This is a genomic window from Serratia sp. TMDUHS_CL, assembly GCF_037137105.1.
GTDB lineage: Bacteria > Pseudomonadota > Gammaproteobacteria > Enterobacterales > Enterobacteriaceae > Serratia > Serratia nevei.
Genome location: NZ_JBBBDV010000004.1, coordinates 229,296 through 249,770 on the forward strand (window position 1 = coordinate 229,296; position 20,475 = coordinate 249,770).

Here is a 20,475-nt window from a genome sequence, read left to right on the forward strand (position 1 = left end):
TCGTGCGGCCGGCGATAACCGGCCGATGGTAACGATGTGCGGCAGGTTAAGCCTGCTCAGCACCTTTCTTCTTGGCTGCGCGTTTGGCTTTGGTCGCCGCCGCGATTTTCCGCGTTTTGTCGGACGCTTTCTTGGCTTTCTTCTTCGCCTTCTTCACGTTGTCCGCGGGCTTGGCGTCATCCTGCTTGCGGAAGGCGCTGTCCGGCTCGAAGTTGGCCGGCGGTTTGCCGCCGCGGCGCTTGCCGCGCCCCGCGCTACCGCTGTCGCGCAGCGTGCGCTGGCCGCCCTTCTTGGCGCGATCGCGCTCGGTTTTGCCTTCACCGCGCGCTTTGCGGGTGCTGGACACCAGCGCGAAGTCGATCTTGCGCTCGTCCATATGCACCGCGTCCACGCGGATCTCCACCGTATCCCCCAGGCGATAGACCGTGCCGGAAGACTCGCCGATCAGGCGCTGGCCGATATTATCGTAGCGATAGTAATCATTATCCAGCGTTGATACGTGCACCAGCCCGTCGATGAACAGATCGTTCAGGCGCACGAAGAAGCCGAAGCCGGTCACGCTGGAGATGATGCCGCTGAACACTTCACCGACGTGATCCTGCATGAAGTCGCACTTCAGCCAGTCGGCGACGTTGCGCGTCGCTTCGTCCGCGCGGCGCTCGGTCATCGAGCAGTGTTCGCCCAGCTGCAGCATCTCTTCGAATTCGCTGTGCCAGCCGCCGGTCGGCGTCCAGCGCTCTTTCGGCTCGCCGTGTTCTTTGGCCAGCTGATATTTGATCGCGCGGTGCAGCGCCAGATCCGGATAACGGCGGATCGGCGAGGTGAAGTGGCCGTAAGACGCCAGCGCCAGGCCGAAGTGGCCGCGGTTTTCCGGATCGTAAATCGCCTGCTTCATCGAACGCAGCAACATGGTTTGCAGCATTTCGTGGTCAGGGCGCTCGGACACTTCATCCATCAGCACCGCATAGTCCTTCGGCTGCGGCTTGTTGCCGCCGCCCAGCGTCAGCCCCAGCTCGCTCAGCACGCTGCGCAGCGCGGAGATGTGGTCGTCGCTCGGACGATCGTGCACGCGGTACAGCGCCGGCTCGTTGCGTTTCTCGACGAAGCGCGCGGCCGCCACGTTGGCCATGATCATGCACTCTTCGATCAGCTTGTGGGCGTCGTTGCGCACCGTCGGCTCCACGCGCTCGATGCGGCGTTCGGCGTTGAAGATGAACTTGGCTTCTTCGGTTTCAAACGCGATGCCGCCGCGCTCGGCGCGCGCCTTATCCAGCACCTTATACATCGCGTGCAGCTCTTCCAGGTGCTTGACCAGCGGATGGTAGTGCTCGCGCAGCTCCTGATCGCCCTGCAGAATGTGCCACACCTTGTTATAGGTCAGGCGAGCGTGCGAGCTCATCACCGCTTCGTAGAACTTGGCCGTGGACAGGCGCCCCTGGGCGGAGATGGTCATCTCGCACACCATGCACAGGCGATCGACCTGTGGGTTCAGGGAGCACAGCCCGTTGGACAGCACTTCCGGCAGCATCGGGATCACCTGCGACGGGAAGTACACCGAGTTACCGCGGCTGCGCGCTTCATCGTCCAGCGCGGTGCGCGGGCGCACGTAGTAACTGACGTCGGCGATCGCAACCCACAGGCGCCAGCCGCCGCCGCGTTTTTTCTCGCAGTACACGGCGTCATCGAAGTCGCGTGCGTCTTCACCGTCGATGGTGACCAACGGCAGCTTGCGCAGATCGACGCGGCCCTTCTTGGCCGCTTCCGGCACCTGCTCACTGAGATCGGCCACCTGCTTTTCCACCTGCGGCGGCCAGGTATGCGGGATCTCATGGGTGCGCAGCGCGATGTCCACCGCCATGCTGGTGCCCATCTTGTCGCCGAGGATCTCGACGATCTTGCCGACCGCCTTGGTGCGGCGGGTCGGACGCTGCGTCAGCTCCACCACCACCATAAAGCCCATGCGCGCGCCGCTGACGCTGTCCGCCGGGATCAGAATATCGAAGCTCAGACGGCTGTCGTCCGGCACCACGAAGCCGGTGCCGGCATCCATGAAGAAGCGGCCGACAATCTGGCTGGTTTTCGGCACCAGCACGCGCACGATGCGCGCTTCGCGGCGCCCTTTGCGATCCGCGCCCAAGGCCTGCGCCAGCACCACGTCACCGTGGATCGCCATTTTCATCTGTTCGGCAGACAGGTACAGATCGTCTTTGCTGCCTTCCACGCGCAGGAAGCCGTAGCCGTCGCGGTGGCCGATCACCGTGCCGCGCAGCAGATCCAGACGTTCCGGCAGCGCGTAGCACTGGCGGCGGGTAAACACCAGCTGGCCATCGCGCTCCATGGCGCGCAGGCGGCGGCGCAGCGCTTCCAGCTGCTCTTCACCGCTGAGGCCCAGTTCGTTGCCCAGTTCTTCGCGGCTGGCCGGCGTTTCACGTTTCGCCAAATGGGCCAGGATATATTCACGACTGGGGATGGGGGATTCGTATTTTTCTGCTTCTCGTTCCAGGAATGGATCTTGTGACATTGCGGTTCCTCCGTTGTCATCAGCAGGATGACGTTGAGCCTTGTCTTCTCAACGTCGTTTTATTCGACAAGCAATAGCTTGTAGAGCGGCGGATTGTCTTCGACCATATCGGCCAACGTATGCTTATCCAGCTCTTCAAGGAAATTCTGTACGCCCTGTTGGAGCACCTGCTTCAGTCGGCAGGCAGGGGTGATGTGGCAAAACTCGCTGCTGCAGTTAACCAGCGCAAGCGGCTCCAGCGCCCGCACCACGTCGCCGAGGCGAATGCTCTCGGCCGGTTTGCCCAAACGGATGCCGCCATGCTTGCCGCGCACCGCCGTGACAAAACCGACCCGGCTCAACTGATTGATGATCTTCACCATATGGTTGCGAGACACGCCGTAAACCTCGGTCACTTCCGAGATACTGGTCATCTTGTCCTGCGGCAACGAGGCCATGTAGATCAACGCCCGCAGGCCATAATCAGTAAAACTTGTTAACTGCACATCTTACCTCTGGGTATCGCTTTACCCGTCTGATACGCCGCTTTTCGGCGCTATTCAAAAGATTACTCATTGGATAATAAACCAGCCGGAGAGTTCGTCGCTAATTATTTAGCGAATCCCGCGCCCTAAGGCGGGTTTATGAAAGGATTTTTTGACGTGAAACCGCAATCGGAGGGAGTCAGGATAAAAACAAACCGGGACGCGCCCGGTTTGTTTACTGCCGCAAAGCCTGATTATGCGTCGAACGGGTCGCGCAGGATCATGGTTTCGCTGCGATCCGGGCCGGTAGAGATGATATCTACCGGTACGCCGGTCACTTCTTCGATGCGCTTGATGTAGTTCAGCGCAGCCTGAGGCAGCTTGCTGTGCTCTTTCACGCCAAAGGTGGTTTCGCTCCAGCCCGGCATGGTTTCGTAGATAGGCTCGATACCTTCCCAGCCTTCAGCCGCCAGCGGAGTGGTATCCACTTCGCGGCCGTCCGGCATGCGGTAGCCCACGCAGATCTTCACTTCTTTCAGGCCGTCCAGGACGTCCAGCTTGGTCAGGCAGAAGCCGGACAGGGAGTTGATCTGCACGGCGCGACGCACCGCTACCGCGTCCAGCCAGCCGGTACGACGACGACGGCCGGTGGTGGCGCCGAACTCGTTACCCTGCTTGCACAGGTACTCGCCGGTTTCATCGAACAGTTCGGTTGGGAACGGGCCTGCACCCACGCGAGTGGAGTAGGCTTTCACGATGCCCAGCACGTAGTCCACATAACGCGGGCCGATGCCGGAACCGGTAGCCACGCCGCCGGCGGTGGTGTTGGAAGAGGTGACGTACGGGTAAGTACCGTGGTCGATATCCAGCAGGGTGCCCTGAGCGCCTTCGAACATGATCAGGTCGCCACGCTTGCGCGCGCCGTCCAGCAGTTCGGAAACGTCAACCACCATGGCGGTCAGGATGTCGGCGATAGACAGCACGTAGTCCAGCGTCGCCTGATAATCGACGGCTTCAACTTTGTAGTAGTTGACCAGCTGGAAGTTGTGGTAATCGACGATCTCTTTGAGCTTAACGGCGAAGGTTTCTTTGTTGAACAGGTCGCTGACGCGCAGGCCGCGACGAGCCACTTTATCTTCGTAAGCCGGGCCGATGCCGCGACCGGTGGTACCGATCGCTTTCGCGCCGCGCGCTTTCTCACGCGCGTTGTCCAACGCGACGTGGTAAGGCAGGATCAGCGGGCAAGCTTCAGAGAGTAACAGACGTTCGCGTACCGGGATGCCACGCGCTTCGAGTTCACCCATTTCTTTCATCAATGCGTCCGGCGCCAGAACAACACCGTTGCCGATGATGCTGGTGACGTTTTCACGCAGAATACCTGAAGGAATTAAATGAAGGACGGTTTTTTCACCGTTGATTACCAGAGTGTGGCCAGCGTTATGGCCACCTTGGTAGCGCACAACATATTGAGCCCGTTCAGTCAGCAGGTCTACAACCTTGCCTTTACCTTCGTCACCCCATTGGGTGCCCAGTACGACGACGTTCTTACCCATTTTTCAAAATCACCGATTGCTTAAAAATGGATTCTACCACCGTAATTTTCGATTTTCAGCACTTTTAGCATACGATTGCATAAATTTTGGGCTAGACTTTAAAGACCCGTGCGGCCGCTCAAAATGTAGTAGATCACGCAGCCCGCAACCACTATTCCGCCGCCAAATCGCCGCAGCGTCGCGTCCGGCAGTTGCGACATCGCCACAATCATTTTGCGCCAGGCCTGCGGAAACAGCATCGGCCCTAATCCTTCCAGCACCAGAACCAGCCCGAGCGCCAGCCAAATCGTTGAGTTCATGCATCCCCCAAAAACGAGAAAGGGCCCGCGTAAACGGGCCCTCGATCAGATTGCCTGCCGCGCTTACTTGCGCAGGGTATCAGGCGACTTCATGTAGCGGAAGAAATCGCTGTCCGGGCTCAGTACCAGCACGTCCTGGTTGTCCTTGAAGCTGGCTTCATAGGCACGCAGGCTGCGGATAAAGGCATAGAAGTCCGGATCCTGGCTGAACGCGTTGGCGAACAGTTTGGCCGCTTCGGCATCGCCTTCACCGCGGGTGATACGCGCCTGACGCTCGGCTTCCGCCAGGGTACGGGTCACTTCGTAGTCCGCGCTGGCGCGCAGCTTCTCGGCTTCTTCCTGGCCCTGCGAGCGCAGACGACGGGCTACCGCTTCACGCTCGGCGCGCATACGCTGGTAGATGGCGTCGGACACTTCCGCCGGCAGGTTGATCTGCTTGATACGCACGTCGATCACTTCGATGCCCAGCGCCGCCATGCTGTTCGGGTTCACCTGCGGCTGTTTGCCGGAGGTTTCCCGCTCAACGCGCGCCGCCGCAGAGGCGATAGCGTCATCGGCTTCGGTGGTCGCCACTTCTTCGCCGTCACCCACGGTGCCGGTGTTCAGCGCGTCACGCACGTCGGACATCAGCTTGCCGCGCGAGTCGGTCACGATGTCTTTCACGTCCAGGCGGCCGATTTCGGAACGCAGACGGTCGCTGAACTTACGCTTCAGCAGCACTTCGGCCTGGGAGACGTCGCCGCCGCCGGTCGCCAGATAGTAACGGCTGAAGTCGCTGATGCGCCACTTCAGATAGGAGTCGACGATCAGGTCTTTCTTCTCGCTGGTCACGAAGCGATCGGCCTGATTGTCCATGGTCTGGATACGCGCATCCAGGTTCTTCACGGTCTCGATGAACGGGATCTTGAGGTGCAGACCCGGCGCATACACCAGCGGCTTGTTTTCGCCGTCGCGCAGAACCTTGCCGAAGCGCAGCACGATGCCGCGCTGGCCTTCCTGCACCACGAACAGCGAAGCGTACAGCACCACCAGCACCGCGAGGACAATAACTACAAAAGACTTACGCATTGATTACTCTCTCCCTACGCGAGTGGTGTCGTCACGCTGCGCATTCGCCCGGCGCTGATCCATAATCGAACCGCCGCTGGTACGCGGAGTGCTGCTGTTGGCAGCCGGCGCAGGATTCGGATTGAGGCGAATCAGGCTGGTATCCTTGTTGCCGCTCTCCGGCGCCGCACCTTGACCGCGCAGCATCTGATCCAGCGGCAGCACCATCAGGTTGTTGCCTTTGTCGCTCACCAACACCTTACGGGTATGGCCCAGCACTTTTTCCATGGTTTCGATATACAGACGCTCGCGGGTGATCTGTGGAGCGGACTTGTATTCCGGCAACAGTTTGGCAAAGCGCGCCACCTCACCCTGCGCTTCCAGGATGGTACGGTCTTTATAAGCCTTGGAATCTTCCAGCAGACGCTGCGCCTGGCCGTTCGCACGCGGCTGAACTTCGTTGGCGTAAGCTTCCGCTTCACGGATGTATTGCTGCTCGTTCTCACGCGCGGCGATCGCATCGTCGAACGACGCCTTCACCTCTTCCGGCGGACGCGCCGCCTGGAAGTTGACGTCCAGCAGCGTGATGCCCATGTTGTAAGGACGAATGGTCTCTTCCAGCATGCGCTGCGTATCGTTACGCACCACGGTACGGCCTTCGGTCAGGATGCGGTCCATCGAGTATTTGCCGATCACGCCGCGCAGGGCGCTGTCGGTCGCCTGGCTCAGGCTGTCGTCGGCATTGACGACGCTGAACAGGTACGCTTCCGGGTTGGTCACGCGGTACTGCACGTTCATTTCCACGCGCACCACGTTTTCATCGGAGGTCAGCATCACGCCGGACGCCGCCAGCTCGCGCACGGATTCCACGTTCACCGGACGCACGTCGTCGATGAAGGTCGGCTTCCAGTTCAGGCCCGGCTGCACCAGGTGGCTGAACTTTCCGAAACGCGTCACGACGCCGCGCTCGGCTTCCTTGATGGTGTAGAAGCCGCTGGCGGCCCAGATCACCACCACGGCCACCGCCGCGATACCGATAATGCGGCCGCTGAAGCCCGGACCAGAGGTGCCGGTGCCGCCGCTATTGCTGTTGGAGCCTTTGCCCCCGCCGAAACCGCTCAATTTCTTGCTCAGTTTGCGGAAGATATCGTCCAAATCAGGTGGCCCTTGATCACGACCGCCTTTGTTGTTACCGCCAGAGTTGCCGCCATTGTTATTGCTGCTCCCCCACGGGTCGCGGTCCTGTCCGTTATTACCGGGCTGATTCCACGCCATGTTTTAGCTCCATATTCTGTGATTGGGTACTTCAGGCTTTCGCGAAGCATAAATGTAACAGGATATGATCATACGATAAAGTCAATCAGGTCCTGTTCTTGCTTGCAGAGACGACGCCATTCGACGATCGGCATTCGCACCACCACGCCAATGCTACCGTCCTCTTCGTTCCACTCTTTTTCAATCGCCTGAAGCTGGTAAAAACGGCTGCGAAGACGGCCTGCCCGTGGCGGTAAGCGCAATTCGTAATGCGCGATCTCCCCCGATAAGCGCTCCGTCAACGCCTGATACAGCAACGGAATACCCTCTCCGCTGGCGGCGGACAGCCACACCCGGATCGGCAAGTTTTCGTCGTTGCGGTCGATACGCGGCACAAAATCGTCCAGCATATCTATTTTGTTCATCACTAACAGTGTAGGGATTTCATCCGAGTCTATCTCCGCCAGCACGGTGTTCACCGCTTCGATGTTCTCATCGACGCGCGGATCTGCGGCATCGATGACGTGCAGCAGCAGAGATGCCTGGCGCGTTTCCTGCAGCGTCGCCTTGAAGGCGGCCACCAGATCGTGCGGCAGGTGCCGGATAAAGCCTACGGTATCCGCCAACACGGTATCCCCCACGTCCGGCACGTCAATGCGCCGCAACGTAGGATCCAGGGTGGCAAATAGCTGGTCCGCCGCATACACCTCGGCAGACGTTATTCGGTTAAACAGGGTGGATTTGCCGGCGTTGGTGTAGCCCACCAGCGATACGGTCGGCACATCGGCGCGGGTCCGCGCGCGTCGGCCTTGTTCACGCTGCTTTTCTACCCGCTCCAGGCGGCGCAGAATTAAGCTGATGCGATCGCGTAACAGGCGACGGTCGGTCTCAAGCTGGGTTTCCCCCGGCCCGCGCAGGCCAATCCCCCCTTTTTGCCGCTCCAGGTGCGTCCAGCCGCGTACCAGACGCGTGGCGATGTGACGCAACTGCGCCAGCTCCACCTGCAGCTTACCTTCATGGGTGCGGGCACGCTGGGCGAAGATGTCTAAAATCAGCCCGGTGCGATCGATCACCCGGCATTCGCACAGGCGCTCGAGGTTTCTTTCCTGCGCCGGGGAAAGGGAATGATCAAACAGGACAACAGACGCGCCGCTGGCTTTCACCGCATCTGCAATTTCTTCGGCCTTTCCTTCGCCGACAAAGTACTTCGGATGCGGGGCTTTGCGGCTACCAGTCACCACTTGCAAAGCTTCGACACCGGCTGAGGAAACCAACGATTCGAACTCGTTGAGGTCTTCCGTATCTTTGTCTTGCGAGAAATAGATATGAACCAGTACGGCCTGCTCACCGGCTTCATAACGGTCAAACAAGCGTGCAACCTCTCAAACGGACACTCACCGTGAGTTTGGGGGACATAAACAGCCCGCGGCTGCTTATGCTCCCCGTCATGGTTGACTTGCAACGCGCTTTATTCAGCGTCATCGCTTTCCTGCTGCGGCTGTTGCTGCGCAGACGGATTGTTGCCATGGTGATAGTTGCTTGAACCGCCGCTCGGGTTGTTGCTGTGATGCGAAACCGGACGTGACGGGACAACGGTAGAGATAGCGTGCTTGTACACCATCTGGCTAACCGTGTTCTTCAACAGGATGACAAACTGGTCAAAAGACTCAATCTGGCCTTGCAGCTTAATACCATTCACCAAATAAATAGAAACCGGAACACGTTCACGACGCAATGCGTTCAGGAACGGATCTTGCAAAGATTGCCCCTTAGCCATTCTATCTTTTCCTTATTTGCTTGTTGTTTGTAACTAAGAACCTGTCGGCTCTAAAATAAACGACGTAAAAAATTTGCGCGCTGAATACTCAGCAATTGTACACAATCACCCAACCTATGCACTAACAACCTGTGTCACCGAGTCCAAAGCCTCTCCCGGCTTTTCACTGTCCAACCAATGGACCGACTCCCAACCCCGTAACCAGGTCATCTGGCGTTTAGCCAACTGACGTGTTGCGCAAATACCACGATAAACCATCTCATCGTAACTAATTTCACCAGACAAGTATGACCACATCTGGCGGTAACCGACACAGCGAATGGAGGGCAAGTCCGTATGCAAATCACCCCGTGCGAAAAGTGCACGCGCTTCCGTCTCAAAACCCGCCGCCAACATTTGATGGTACCGCAGCTCGATGCGTTGATGGATCAACTCACGGCTGGTCGGCGCTATCGCAAATTGGTGAACTTGATACGGTAACGATTCACCCGAAATTTTAGTCAGTTCCGTTAAAGTTTTACCCGAAATAAAAAAAACTTCCAGTGCTCTGGACAGTCTCTGCGGATCATTCGGATGAATTCTCAATGCCGCGACCGGATCGATCGCCTGTAACTGACGGTGCAACGCCTCCCAACCCTGCTCCGCCGCTTGCCGTTCGATGCGCTCGCGCACCGCGGGATCGGCAGACGGCAGCGGCGACAATCCTTCCAACAACGCCTTGAAATACAACATGGTGCCGCCGACCAGCAGCGGAATGCGCCCGGCGGCGGTGATGTCGGCCATCTCCTTCAGCGCGTCGGCGCGAAACTCCGCGGCCGAGTAAGCTTCGGCGGGATCGCGAATATCGATCAGCCGATGCGGCGCCTGCGCCAATTCTTCAGCGCTCGGCTTGGCGGTGCCGATATCCATGCCGCGATAAATCAGCGCGGAATCGACGCTGATCAGTTCCACCGGCAGGCGTTCGCGCAGCGCGATCGCCAGCGCGGTCTTGCCCGAGGCGGTCGGCCCCATGATGAAAATAGCCGGGGGACGTGGTGTCATTTCAGTTTCAGTCATGCTTGAGGGCCGCCAGTGCGGCCTGTAAATCAACGGGTTGTAAAAGTCCGCTCGGTGGCGATTTGACCAGCTGCGGGCAAAGTCGTTCAACGTCGGTCAGCAATTGTATCGCTTGCGAGGTGTTCCACTGTTCATGTTCGCTGCCAAGGCGGCGAGCGAGCCAGGTGGCCAGCACCGCGGGCGACATCTCCTGATGTTCGGCCAGATAGCCTAACAGTTCGGGTATCAGTTTTTGTAAATTTTGTTGGCGTAATGGTAAAGGCACTGCGCGCAGCGTCACACGGCCGTGATCCGCCTGCAGATCCAGCCCCATCATCGTCAGCAGCGCCTGATGCCGCGCGATGGCCGCCACTTCGCGCTTGTCCAACGTCAGCTTGACTGGGATCAGCAGCGGCTGCGGCCGCAGCCCTTCCGTCGGCGGGTTGAGCTGCGCCTGACGCAGCCAGCGCTCGGCCACCGTCAGATTGAGCAACGCCGGCTGCTGGCGCTGTTCAATCAACGCGTAGCACGGCGGGTGGATCATCAGCACCCGGCCAAAACTGTGCTGGCCGCTCGCCAACGGCGTTTCCGCTGCGGCTTTCGCCGGCGGGAACAGCGGCGGCTTGCTCGAAACTTCCGGCGCCGCATCGGCCTGCGGCTCGGCGGCGGGCTGCATCAGTTTACCGTACAGCTCGCCTTCGCGTTTCTGGTAACCGCCCGCCGTTTGCCAACCCAGCTGCGGTGCGCGCTCGCGGGCGACGCCGGCCGGTGGCGGCGTTTCACGACGCGGCGCAGGCTGAGAAAAATGGTTGCCGCCGGCGGCGACGCGATTTTCCGGCTGCCAGACCGGCGCAGGCGCTTCGTCAGGCGTTTCCGCCAGCGGCAGCGGCGGCGTCTGACCGGCCTGCTGCAGCACGGTGGTTACCGCCTGGTAGATAAAATCGTGCACCAGCCGCGCCTGATGGAAACGCACTTCGTGCTTGGCGGGATGAACGTTGACGTCCACCTGGTGCGGATCGACCTCCAGATACAGCACGTAAGCGGGCTGCTGATCGTCCTTCAGCTGATCCTGATAGGCCTGACGAATGGCGTGGTTGATCAAGCGATCGCGCATCATGCGGCAGTTGACGTAGCAGTACTGCATTTCACCCAGCTGGCGCGCCCCGGCCGGATCCGCCACCCAACCGCGGATGCTCAGATCGCCGTGCTGCCAGTCGATGTTCAGCGCATGCTGCAAAAATGCCGGGCCGCAGATGCTGCCCAAACGGCGCTCGTGCTGGCTCTCTTCTTTCGCCGCCCGGTATTGACGGATCAGTTTGCCGTTGTGGCTGAGGTTGATCGCCACATCGAAACGCGCCAGCGCGATGCGCCGCACCACTTCGTCGATATGGCCGAATTCGGTTTTCTCGGTGCGCATGAACTTGCGGCGCGCCGGGGTGTTGTAAAACAGATCCAGCACTTCCAGCGTGCTGCCGACCGGGTGCGCGGCGGGTTTGACCGTCACCGCCTGCTCGCGCCCTTCGGCATAGGCTTGCCACGCCTCGCTCTGCTCGGCGGTGCGCGACGTCAGGGTCAAACGGGAAACCGAGCTGATACTGGCCAGGGCTTCGCCGCGAAAGCCGAGGCTGACGATCGCCTCCAGGTCGTCGAGCGTGCTGATTTTACTGGTGGCGTGCCGCGCCAGCGCCAGTGCCAGATCGTCCTTGCCGATGCCGCAGCCGTTGTCGCGAATGCGGATAAGCTTGGCGCCGCCGCGTTCAATGTCGATATCGATGCGCGTCGCGCCGGCGTCCAGGCTGTTTTCCACCAGCTCCTTGACGACCGACGCGGGGCGTTCAACCACCTCTCCGGCGGCGATCTGGTTGGCGAGCTGTGGCGGTAACACCTGGATAGGCATGCTGACTCCTGTAGCGATGGCGCTAGGCCTGCGGAATGGTCAGCGTCCGATCCAGCGGCGCGACGTCCGACTTCAGATTATTGACCCGTTTCAGATCGCCGACGCTGACCCCGTAGCGAGAAGCGATGGAGGAGAGCGTATCCCCGCGGGCCACTTTATGTTTAGACGGCTTCTTGGCCGGCGTTTTCGCCTTGGCGACGGTAGTGACGGCGGCGGTTTTCCCCGCCGGCACCTTCAGGCGTTGCCCCACCCACACGCCGTCTTTTTTCAGTTTGTTCAGATCCCGCAGCGCCGCCATGGTGGTGCCGTAGCTGTCGGCGATGCCGGACAGCGTTTCCGCCCGCTTCACCACGTGGATCTGGGTCTTGCCGCTTACGCTGCGGCTCGCGCCGGCCGAGCTAACGATAGGCTCAGGCTGGCGCACGTCTGGTGTTGAGGTGTTAACCGCCGCTGCGACGTCCAGCGGTCGGTTTTCCACCTTTGGGTCGGCTTGCAGCGGATGCGCCAGGAAGTAGCTGCGCAGGCCGTTATGAATGGCCTTGGCAATCTTCTCCTGATACGCGCTACTGCCCAGCAGCCGCTCCTCCGTGCTATTACTGATAAATCCGGTTTCCACCAGCAGCGAGGGAATATCCGGTGAGCGCAGCACGCCCAGGCTGGCATGTTCCGGCCGGCGTTTGTGCAGCGATCCGACGCTCTGCAGCTGCTGCAGCACTTTCACCGCCACGTCATACCCGACGCGCTGCGAGTGGCCGAACTGCAGATCCAGCACCGCCTGGCTCAGGTAAGGGTCTGCCTGGCTGTTGGCCAGCAGATCGCCGGCGCCGCCGAGCAGTTCGGATTGCTTCTCATGCTGTTCGAGCCAGCCGGCCATTTCGCTGTTGGCGCGGCGGTTGGACAGCACCCAGACAGAGGCCCCGCTGGCGCTGCGGTTTGGCGCTGCGTCGGCGTGGATGGAGACCAGCACGTTGGCGCCCTGTTTGCGCGCAACGTCGGAGCGTCCCATCACCGAGATGAAGTAGTCGCCGGTACGCGTCAGCACCGGTTTGAACTGCGGATCGGCGTCCAGCATCGCCTGCAGGCGGCGCGCAATGGCGATGGTGACATTCTTTTCTTTCAGCCCGCTCGGGCCAATGGCGCCCGGATCCTGGCCGCCGTGGCCAGCGTCGATCGCCACCACCACCCGATCGCCGGAACCGGCGGAAACGCGGCTGCTGCGCGGCGTGACTTCGGTGGCGGTGCCTGCGACGACGGTCTGTTTATTGGTAAAGGGATTCGATCCCGTCGGCGCTTTGCGCAGCGGCGGCTCCGGCGCTTCACGCACCGCGACCGGCGCCTGACGCGGCGGTGGGTTGACCGCAACCGGCGCAGGCGTTTGCACCGGTGCCTTGCGCGCCACCGTATTGGCACTGCCTTCGGCCGTAATGGTGAACACCACGGTATGCACGCTGCCGTTCTGGCGGGTGGAGACGCGGGTTTTGGCGCGCTGGGTCAGATCAAACACCAGGCGCACGCTCTGAGCGTCTTTCGGCGCGCTGGAGCGAATGCTTTTCACCAGGTTTTGGCCGCTGAAATTGAGCGGCAGGCCGCCGACCTTGCCCATCTGGTTAACGTCCAGCACCACGCGATCCGGGCCGTGCAGCGGGAAAAACGCGTAGTCCGGCGGGCCATTGAAGCTCACCGACACCGTCGCTTCACGCTGGGCGTTGGACACTTTGATATCGGACAGCGAAGACGCCGCCAGCGCGTTCAGCGCGCCGAGTGGCCCCAGCACGGCGATCAGCATGATGACCGCAAATTTTTTCAACACGTGCGTCATTGCGGCATCATCCCTGTGATCCATGAATGCGGTCTAACAGCTGGCTGCCGTAAGTGGAAATCGCCTCGATCTTCGCCTCTCGCCCCTCGCCCTGATAGCAAAGATGCAGCGCCAGATCCGGCTCCGGCAGCACGCCGGTGCCCTGTTGCGGCCATTCGACCAGGCAGATGGCGTCTTGCGCGAAGTAATCGCGAATGCCCATGAATTCAAGCTCTTCAGGATCGGCCAGGCGATACAGATCGAAGTGATACACCGCCAGCGGCTGCAAGGCATAGGGTTCCACCAGCGTGTAGGTCGGGCTTTTGACGTTGCCCTGATGCCCTAACGCCTGCAGGAAACCACGGCTGAAGGTGGTTTTACCGGCGCCCAGGTCGCCGTAGAGATAGATGACGCTGGCGCGATCGCAGGCCTTGGCCAAAGTGGTGCCCAAAGCGACAGTCGCTGCCTCGTCCGGCAGAGGTAAAACGAGTTCTTTCATTCGATAAAGTCTATTTTGCCCACTCAGGGTTAACGAAATGAAGGATGTCCGGCAGTAAATCGGTCGCCAACATGCCTCTTGTTCCTTGTCTTTCCGCTACGCGATCGCCGGCCGCGCCGTGTACGACGCAGCCCGCACAGGCGGCATCATACAGCGGGAGCTTTTGCGCCAGCAAACCGCCGATGATGCCCGACAGCACATCGCCCATGCCGCCGGAGGCCATGCCGGCGTTGCCGACGTCGGCGATCGCCATCTGCCCCTGCTCATCGGCAATCAGCGTGCCGGCGCCTTTCAGCACCGCCACGCCGCCGTAGCGCGCCGTCAGCTTGCGCACGGCAAGTAAGCGATCACTCTCGATGTCGGCAGTGCTGCAGCTCAACAGCCGCGCCGCCTCTCCAGGATGCGGAGTCATCACGCGATTCTGCCGTTTCTCGGGATTTAATGCCAGCAAGTTCAGCGCATCGGCGTCCCACAAGGCCGGTTTATCGCTGGTTTGCAGCACGTTCAAGGCGTTTTTGCCCCATTCAGCCTGGCCCAGCCCCGGGCCAATCACCAGCACATCCGCCCATTGCATCGCCTGCCGCAGCGTCGCCTCGTCCAGCGCCTGCGCCATCAACTCCGGCCGGGCCGCCAGCAGCGGTGCGACGTGTTCAATGTGAGTAAGCACTCGCACCAATCCCGCCCCGCTGCGCAGCGCCGCTTCCGCCGCCATGCGAATGGCGCCGCCGAATCCGCGGTCGCCGCCCACCAACAGCAGGCGGCCATGCTCGCCCTTATGGGCGCAGGGGCGGCGCGGATGCAGCCAGCGCGGCAACGCCTCGGCGGTAAGCCGCTGAATCTGTTCCGGTTGCTTCGCCAGCCAACCCGATAAGCCTAGCGCATTCTGATGAAGTTGCCCGACCCAGTCACGCGCCTGGCCGGTCAGCAATCCCGGTTTGAGGCCGATGAACGTGACGGTGTGCGCGGCACGCACGACCGCGCCCGGCACCGCGCCGCTTTCCGCCAGCAGGCCGGACGGGATATCGAGCGCGACCACCGGCGCCGAATGGCGGTTGACGGCCTCGATCAGCGCGTCGTAAGGCGCACGCGGCGCGCTGCCAAGGCCAGTGCCTAACAGGCCGTCGATAATGAGAGAGACAGACGCCGGCCAGCGGCTGTTCGCCGGCAGAATATCACCGCCGGCGGCCAGCCAGGCCTGACGGGCCGCTGCGGCTTCCGGCGGCAAAGGCCGTGCGCCTTCGCAGGCGATCAACGTCACCTGCAGGCCCGCCGCCTTCGCCAGGCGCGCCACCACATAGCCGTCGCCGCCGTTGTTGCCGTGGCCGCACAGCACCAGCCAGTGGTCGCGGGAGGGGTACGCGTTGCGCGCCAATGCGTAGGCCGCCTGACCGGCGCGCTGCATCAAATCGTAAAGAGAAATACCGAGCGAGGCCGCCGCCGCGGGTTCCGAGCGACGGATCCAATCCGCAGGCCAGACAGAGTGTGGTAAACTGTCAGCGTATGCTTTTTCACTGTGGCCCGTCATGACGCACCCCCTCGATCTCCATCAACTCGCCCAACATATCAAGCAATGGGGGCAATCGCTAGGATTCCAACAGGTTGGCATCTGCGATACCGACCTGAGCCTCGAAGAGCCGAAGCTGCAGGCCTGGCTCGACAAGCAGTACCACGGCGAGATGGAATGGATGGCGCGCCACGGCATGCTGCGCGCGCGCCCTCACGAACTGTTGCCGGGCACGCTGCGGGTGATCAGCGTACGCATGAACTACCTGCCGGCCAAGGCGGCGTTTGCCAGCACCTTGCAAAATCCGCAGCTGGGTTACGTCAGCCGCTACGCGCTGGGGCGCGACTATCACAAACTGTTGCGCCAGCGCCTGAAAAAGCTGGGCGATCAGATCCAGGCCTACTGCGGCGAGTTGAATTTCCGCCCCTTTGTCGATTCCGCGCCGGTGATGGAACGCGCGCTGGCCGCCAAGGCGGGCATCGGCTGGGTTGGTAAACACTCACTAATTCTCAACCGCGAAGCCGGGTCGTGGTTTTTCCTCGGCGAGCTGCTGATCGACCTGCCGCTGCCGGTGGATAAGCCGCAGGAAGAGCAGTGCGGCCGCTGCGTCGCCTGCATCACCACCTGCCCGACCGGCGCCATCGTCGCCCCCTATACCGTAGACGCCCGGCGCTGCATCTCCTACCTGACCATCGAGCTGGAGGGCGCGATCCCGGAGGAATTCCGGCCGCTGCTCGGCAACCGCATCTACGGCTGCGACGACTGCCAGCTGATCTGCCCGTGGAACCGCTTTTCGCAGCTCACCGACGAAGACGATTTCAGCCCACGCGCCGCGCTGCATGCACCGCAGCTGATCGATCTGTTCAACTGGACGGAAGAAAAATTTCTGCGCATCACCGAAGGCTCAGCAATACGCCGCATCGGCCACCTGCGCTGGCTGCGCAATATCGCCGTGGCGCTGGGCAATGCGCCCTACGAGGACGGCATTGTGCTCGCGCTGCGCACGCGCCTGGGCCAGGACGCCATGCTGGACGAACATATCCACTGGGCGCTGGCGCAGCAGCTTGCCCGCCGCGAGGCGCAGGGCATCGAGGTGCAGACGGCGCAGAAAAAACGGCTGATACGGGCTGTGGAAAAAGGTTTGCCGAGGGACGCCTGACGGCGTGCGCCGCGCGGCTATTTCACCGGATGTCTCACTCTGTGGATTTGTGCATAAAAATAAAAACACGTTGTCTTTCAACTGCAACAAAAAGAGCAAGTGATCGGCATAACGTTTTGGGATAAATAAATAAGTTTATAAATCAAATAGATAAATATTTAATTTGTATGACGTTGATTTTTCAGGCAGGCGGGTTTATGTACAGAGGCTGTGGATAACTCTGTTCACAACATTTTTACCAGGCGTGTAAAACGGGACAAAAACCCGCGCCGGATAAGGCGTTGGATTTGAATTTGAAACGAAGAGAAAATTGGAGCGGGAAACGAGACTCGAACTCGCGACCCCGACCTTGGCAAGGTCGTGCTCTACCAACTGAGCTATTCCCGCATTGAGATGCTTTTGGCATCCGGTCACCAAACACTGACTTGACCTTTGAATTTTTGGAGCGGGAAACGAGGCTCGAACTCGCGACCTCAACCTTGGCAAGGTTGCGCTCTACCAACTGAGCTATTCCCGCGTCGCATAGGTACTGCTTGATACTGCTTTATTTATTCATCATGCCGCATCGCGACATTGTTGAATTTGGAGCGGGAAACGAGACTCGAACTCGCGACCCCGACCTTGGCAAGGTCGTGCTCTACCAACTGAGCTATTCCCGCCCGGCGTATCGATGGTGGAACGTTACGAAATTCTTCATCGGTACGGGGTGCGCATTATACGAGAAATCCTTTTTGTCGCAAGCCCCTGAAAGCAAAAAAACGCGATTTTTGTTTGATTGCCGATTAAAGCGCCAGATTGGCGAATTAAGCGGCTAAAAACGGCGTTTTTTCCCCGCAGGGGCCGTCATCGCCTTAAAGCTGAATGAAATGTTCGCGGTAATAAGCCAGCTCGGCCACCGATTCGCGGATGTCGTCCAGCGCCTGATGGGTGCCCTGCTTCTTAAAGCCGGCGAGAATTTCCGGCTTCCAACGGCGCGCCAGTTCCTTCAAGGTGCTGACGTCCAGATAGCGGTAATGGAAGTAAGCCTCCAGCTCCGGCATGTAGCGGAACAGGAAACGGCGGTCCTGGCCCACGCTGTTGCCGCAGATCGGCGATTTACCGGCCGGCACCCACTGCTGCAGAAAGGCTATCGTTTCCAGCTCGGCGGCGCGATCGTCCTGGCGGCTGGCTTTCACCCGCTCCACCAGCCCGCTGCCGGTATGGGTGCGCACGTTCCACTCGTCCATCAAGGCCAGCTGCTCGTCGGATTGGTGCACGGCGATCACCGGCCCTTCCGCCAGGATGTTCAGGTTGGCGTCGGTGACCAGCGTGGCGATCTCGATAATGCGGTCACGCTCGGGATCCAGCCCGGTCATCTCCAAATCGATCCAAATCAGGTTATTTTCGTTTCCTGTCATGATGTTTCCTGCCTAAAAGCCGAGAGAAAAACGCTGTGCGGACGAGACGACGGGCGCCGCCGGTGGCGACGCGCCGCAGCCGGCGGCTAACAACGGTTATTTAATATAAAATAGCGTGTATCATAGTCTTTTTGGTCGCCCTGGGCGACATATACCCTGACGGGTTCAAGGCTGCGCTCGGGGCAAGTCCCCCGCCGCAGCTGTGCGTATACGTAAAGGTATAAAACCGATTCAAGTGAGGCGCAGTGAGTAAGAACAAACTGTCCAAAGGCCAGCAACGCCGCGTGCAGGCGAACCATCAGCGCCGTCTGAAGCGCGCTGATAACAAACCGGAACCGGATGATTCCCAGCTGGGCGAGCCGCAGGAAGGCGTCGTTATCAGCCGTTTCGGCATGCACGCCGACGTTGAGGCGCCGGATGGCACTCAGCACCGCTGCAACATCCGCCGCACGCTGCGTTCGCTGGTCACCGGCGATCGCGTGGTGTGGCGCCCCGGCCTGGGCACCCATGAAGGGGTAAAAGGCATCGTGGAAGCGGTGCACGAGCGCACCTCGGTGCTGACGCGCCCGGATTTCTACGACGGCGTGAAGCCGATCGCCGCCAATATCAATCAGATCGTCATCGTGTCGGCGATCCTGCCCGAGCTGTCGCTGAACATCATCGACCGTTATCTGGTGGCCTGCGAAACGCTCGAAGTCGAGCCGCTGATCGTGCTCAACAAAATTGACCTGCTGGACGCCGAAGCGCGCAAGCTGGTCGACGGCATGATGGATATCTATCGCAAGATTGGCTACCGGGTGTTGGAAGTTTCCAGCCAGACGCGGGAAGGCATGGCGGAATTCGAACAGGCGCTGGCGGGGCGCATCAGCATCTTCGCCGGCCAGTCGGGGGTCGGCAAGTCCAGCCTGCTGAATGCGCTGCTGCCGCCGTCCGAAGAGCAAATTCTGGTAAATCAGGTTTCCGACGTTTCGGGCCTCGGGCAACATACCACCACCGCCGCGCGGCTGTACCATTTCCAGCACGGCGGCGACGTGATCGACTCCCCGGGGGTGCGCGAGTTTGGCCTGTGGCATCTGGAGCCGGAACAAATCACCCGCGGATTTGTCGAATTCCGTGATTATTTAGGCGGTTGCAAATTCCGCGACTGCCGCCACGATACCGATCCCGGCTGCGCCATCCGCGCGGCGATGGAGAAAGGCGATATCGCGGAAGAGCGTTTCGACAACTATCACCGCATTCTGGAAAGCATGGCGCAGGTGAAGGTTCGCAAGAACTTCACGGACGCCGCAGACTGACACTGACGGGCGGGCATTGACGACGGCGGAGCCCTCGTTACAATGCGCGCCCTTTACCCTGATTCACGAGGTTAACGTGCTGGATAGCATCAAGATTAAATTGCAATATTGGTTGCCGAAGCTGGCGCTGACCCGCCTGGCAGGCTGGGGCGCCGACAAACGGGCCGGCTGGCTGACCCAACTGGTGGTCAAGGCCTTCGCCCGCTTCTACCGCGTAGACATGCAGGAAGCGCAAAATCCGGACCTGGCGTCTTACGCCACCTTCAACGACTTCTTCGTGCGCCCGCTGCGCGACGGCGCGCGCCCGATCGTCGCCGACGCCAACTGGCTGGCGCTGCCTGCCGATGGCGCCATCAGCCAGCTCGGCCCGATCCGCGACGATCAAATCTTCCAGGCCAAAGGCCACCACTACAGCCTGGAAGCGCTGCTGGCCGGCAACTACCTGCTGGCCGAGCCGTTCCGCAACGGCCTGTTCGCCACCACCTATCTGGCGCCGCGCGACTACCACCGCGTGCACATGCCGTGCGCCGGCGTGCTGCGCGAGATGATCTATGTGCCGGGCGATCTGTTCTCGGTCAACCCGCTCACCGCCGCCAACGTGCCTAACCTGTTCGCGCGCAACGAGCGCGTGATCTGCGTGTTCGACACCGACATCGGGCCGATGGTGCAAATCCTGGTCGGCGCCACCATCGTCGGCAGCATCGAGACCGTCTGGGCCGGCACCGTCACGCCGCCGCGCGAAGGCATCATCAAACGCTGGACCTACCCGGCCGCCGGTGAAGAAGGCGCCATCGCGCTGGAAAAAGGCGCCGAGATGGGCCGCTTCAAACTCGGCTCCACGGTGATCAACCTGTTTACCGCAGGCAGCGTGCAGTTCGCGCCGCAGCTGCATAACGGCACCGTCACCCGCATGGGTGAGGCCTTCGCCGAGATCCCGGCCGCCGCTGAAACACCACAGACCCCGCTCTAAAGGAAT

General features: G+C 60.7%; 17 protein-coding genes and 3 tRNA genes. 3 read left to right on the forward strand and 17 right to left on the reverse strand.

Features of this window, described 5'->3' with window-relative positions:
• Positions 1–46: 46 nt before the first annotated feature.
• From rnr to nnr, 13 genes are all read right to left on the reverse strand, one after another.
• Entirely contained in the window at positions 47–2,521 is a 2,475-nt protein-coding gene (gene rnr, locus WCL58_RS11020; RefSeq protein ID WP_060421893.1) for a ribonuclease R, read from the reverse strand.
• Positions 2,522–2,580: 59 nt separating this feature from the next.
• Positions 2,581–3,006, reverse strand: coding sequence for a nitric oxide-sensing transcriptional repressor NsrR (gene nsrR, locus WCL58_RS11025; RefSeq protein WP_015376391.1), 426 nt, complete (start codon positions 3,004–3,006; stop codon positions 2,581–2,583).
• Between the two features lie 233 nt (positions 3,007–3,239).
• The gene (locus WCL58_RS11030) at positions 3,240–4,538 is read right to left on the reverse strand and encodes an adenylosuccinate synthase (protein WP_033648701.1); all 1,299 of its coding nucleotides are present in this window, start codon (positions 4,536–4,538) and stop codon (positions 3,240–3,242) included.
• A 98-nt stretch (positions 4,539–4,636) separates the two neighbouring features.
• The gene (locus WCL58_RS11035; RefSeq protein WP_336851144.1) at positions 4,637–4,837 is read right to left on the reverse strand and encodes a DUF2065 domain-containing protein; all 201 of its coding nucleotides are present in this window, start codon (positions 4,835–4,837) and stop codon (positions 4,637–4,639) included.
• Between the two features lie 63 nt (positions 4,838–4,900).
• On the reverse strand, positions 4,901–5,905 hold the full coding sequence (gene hflC / locus WCL58_RS11040; protein ID WP_336851145.1) for a protease modulator HflC: 1,005 nt from the start codon (positions 5,903–5,905) through the stop codon (positions 4,901–4,903).
• 3 nt (positions 5,906–5,908) lie between these two features.
• Entirely contained in the window at positions 5,909–7,159 is a 1,251-nt protein-coding gene (hflK, locus tag WCL58_RS11045; protein WP_038879209.1) for an FtsH protease activity modulator HflK, read from the reverse strand.
• A gap of 68 nt (positions 7,160–7,227) precedes the next feature.
• Entirely contained in the window at positions 7,228–8,508 is a 1,281-nt protein-coding gene (gene hflX / locus WCL58_RS11050; RefSeq protein WP_004933675.1) for a ribosome rescue GTPase HflX, read from the reverse strand.
• 98 nt (positions 8,509–8,606) lie between these two features.
• Positions 8,607–8,915: an RNA chaperone Hfq gene (gene hfq / locus WCL58_RS11055; RefSeq protein ID WP_004933678.1), complete on the reverse strand. Its 309-nt coding sequence runs from the start codon at positions 8,913–8,915 to the stop codon at positions 8,607–8,609.
• A gap of 114 nt (positions 8,916–9,029) precedes the next feature.
• A complete protein-coding gene (miaA, locus tag WCL58_RS11060; RefSeq protein ID WP_060421891.1) occupies positions 9,030–9,971 on the reverse strand; it encodes a tRNA (adenosine(37)-N6)-dimethylallyltransferase MiaA in 942 nt (313 codons plus the stop codon).
• Positions 9,964–11,847 carry a DNA mismatch repair endonuclease MutL gene (gene mutL, locus WCL58_RS11065; protein WP_336851146.1) on the reverse strand — a complete coding sequence of 628 codons (1,884 nt, stop codon included), beginning with the start codon at positions 11,845–11,847 and terminating at the stop codon, positions 9,964–9,966. Before mutL ends, miaA begins: the two co-directional genes overlap by 8 nt.
• A 22-nt stretch (positions 11,848–11,869) precedes the next feature.
• Positions 11,870–13,666, reverse strand: a complete 1,797-nt coding sequence (gene amiB / locus WCL58_RS11070; RefSeq protein ID WP_336851147.1) for an N-acetylmuramoyl-L-alanine amidase AmiB — start codon at positions 13,664–13,666, stop codon at positions 11,870–11,872.
• 7 nt (positions 13,667–13,673) lie between these two features.
• Positions 13,674–14,144: a tRNA (adenosine(37)-N6)-threonylcarbamoyltransferase complex ATPase subunit type 1 TsaE gene (gene tsaE, locus WCL58_RS11075; protein WP_038879220.1), complete on the reverse strand. Its 471-nt coding sequence runs from the start codon at positions 14,142–14,144 to the stop codon at positions 13,674–13,676.
• Positions 14,145–14,154: 10 nt separating this feature from the next.
• Complete coding sequence (nnr, locus tag WCL58_RS11080) at positions 14,155–15,669, reverse strand: bifunctional ADP-dependent NAD(P)H-hydrate dehydratase/NAD(P)H-hydrate epimerase (RefSeq protein WP_084826949.1); 1,515 nt, start codon at positions 15,667–15,669, stop codon at positions 14,155–14,157.
• Between nnr and queG the strand changes: the two genes are divergently transcribed.
• On the forward strand, positions 15,668–16,807 hold the full coding sequence (gene queG / locus WCL58_RS11085) for a tRNA epoxyqueuosine(34) reductase QueG (RefSeq protein WP_060421876.1): 1,140 nt from the start codon (positions 15,668–15,670) through the stop codon (positions 16,805–16,807). The two genes, nnr and queG, sit on opposite strands and share 2 nt — an antisense overlap.
• A 311-nt stretch (positions 16,808–17,118) precedes the next feature.
• Here queG and WCL58_RS11090 read toward each other — a convergent pair.
• From WCL58_RS11090 to orn, 4 genes are all read right to left on the reverse strand, one after another.
• A tRNA-Gly gene (locus WCL58_RS11090) sits at positions 17,119–17,194 on the reverse strand.
• A 54-nt stretch (positions 17,195–17,248) separates the two neighbouring features.
• Positions 17,249–17,324, reverse strand: a tRNA-Gly gene (locus WCL58_RS11095).
• Between the two features lie 66 nt (positions 17,325–17,390).
• Positions 17,391–17,466, reverse strand: a tRNA-Gly gene (locus WCL58_RS11100).
• Positions 17,467–17,658: 192 nt separating this feature from the next.
• A complete protein-coding gene (orn, locus tag WCL58_RS11105; protein WP_033636776.1) occupies positions 17,659–18,204 on the reverse strand; it encodes an oligoribonuclease in 546 nt (181 codons plus the stop codon).
• A gap of 245 nt (positions 18,205–18,449) precedes the next feature.
• Between orn and rsgA the strand changes: the two genes are divergently transcribed.
• Together rsgA and asd are read left to right on the forward strand one after the other, a co-directional pair.
• Positions 18,450–19,499 (forward strand): small ribosomal subunit biogenesis GTPase RsgA, encoded by a 1,050-nt coding sequence (rsgA, locus tag WCL58_RS11110; RefSeq protein ID WP_004929686.1) that lies wholly within the window; start codon positions 18,450–18,452, stop codon positions 19,497–19,499.
• Positions 19,500–19,575: 76 nt separating this feature from the next.
• The gene (gene asd, locus WCL58_RS11115; RefSeq protein ID WP_060440899.1) at positions 19,576–20,469 is read left to right on the forward strand and encodes an archaetidylserine decarboxylase; all 894 of its coding nucleotides are present in this window, start codon (positions 19,576–19,578) and stop codon (positions 20,467–20,469) included.
• Positions 20,470–20,475 lie beyond the last annotated feature (6 nt).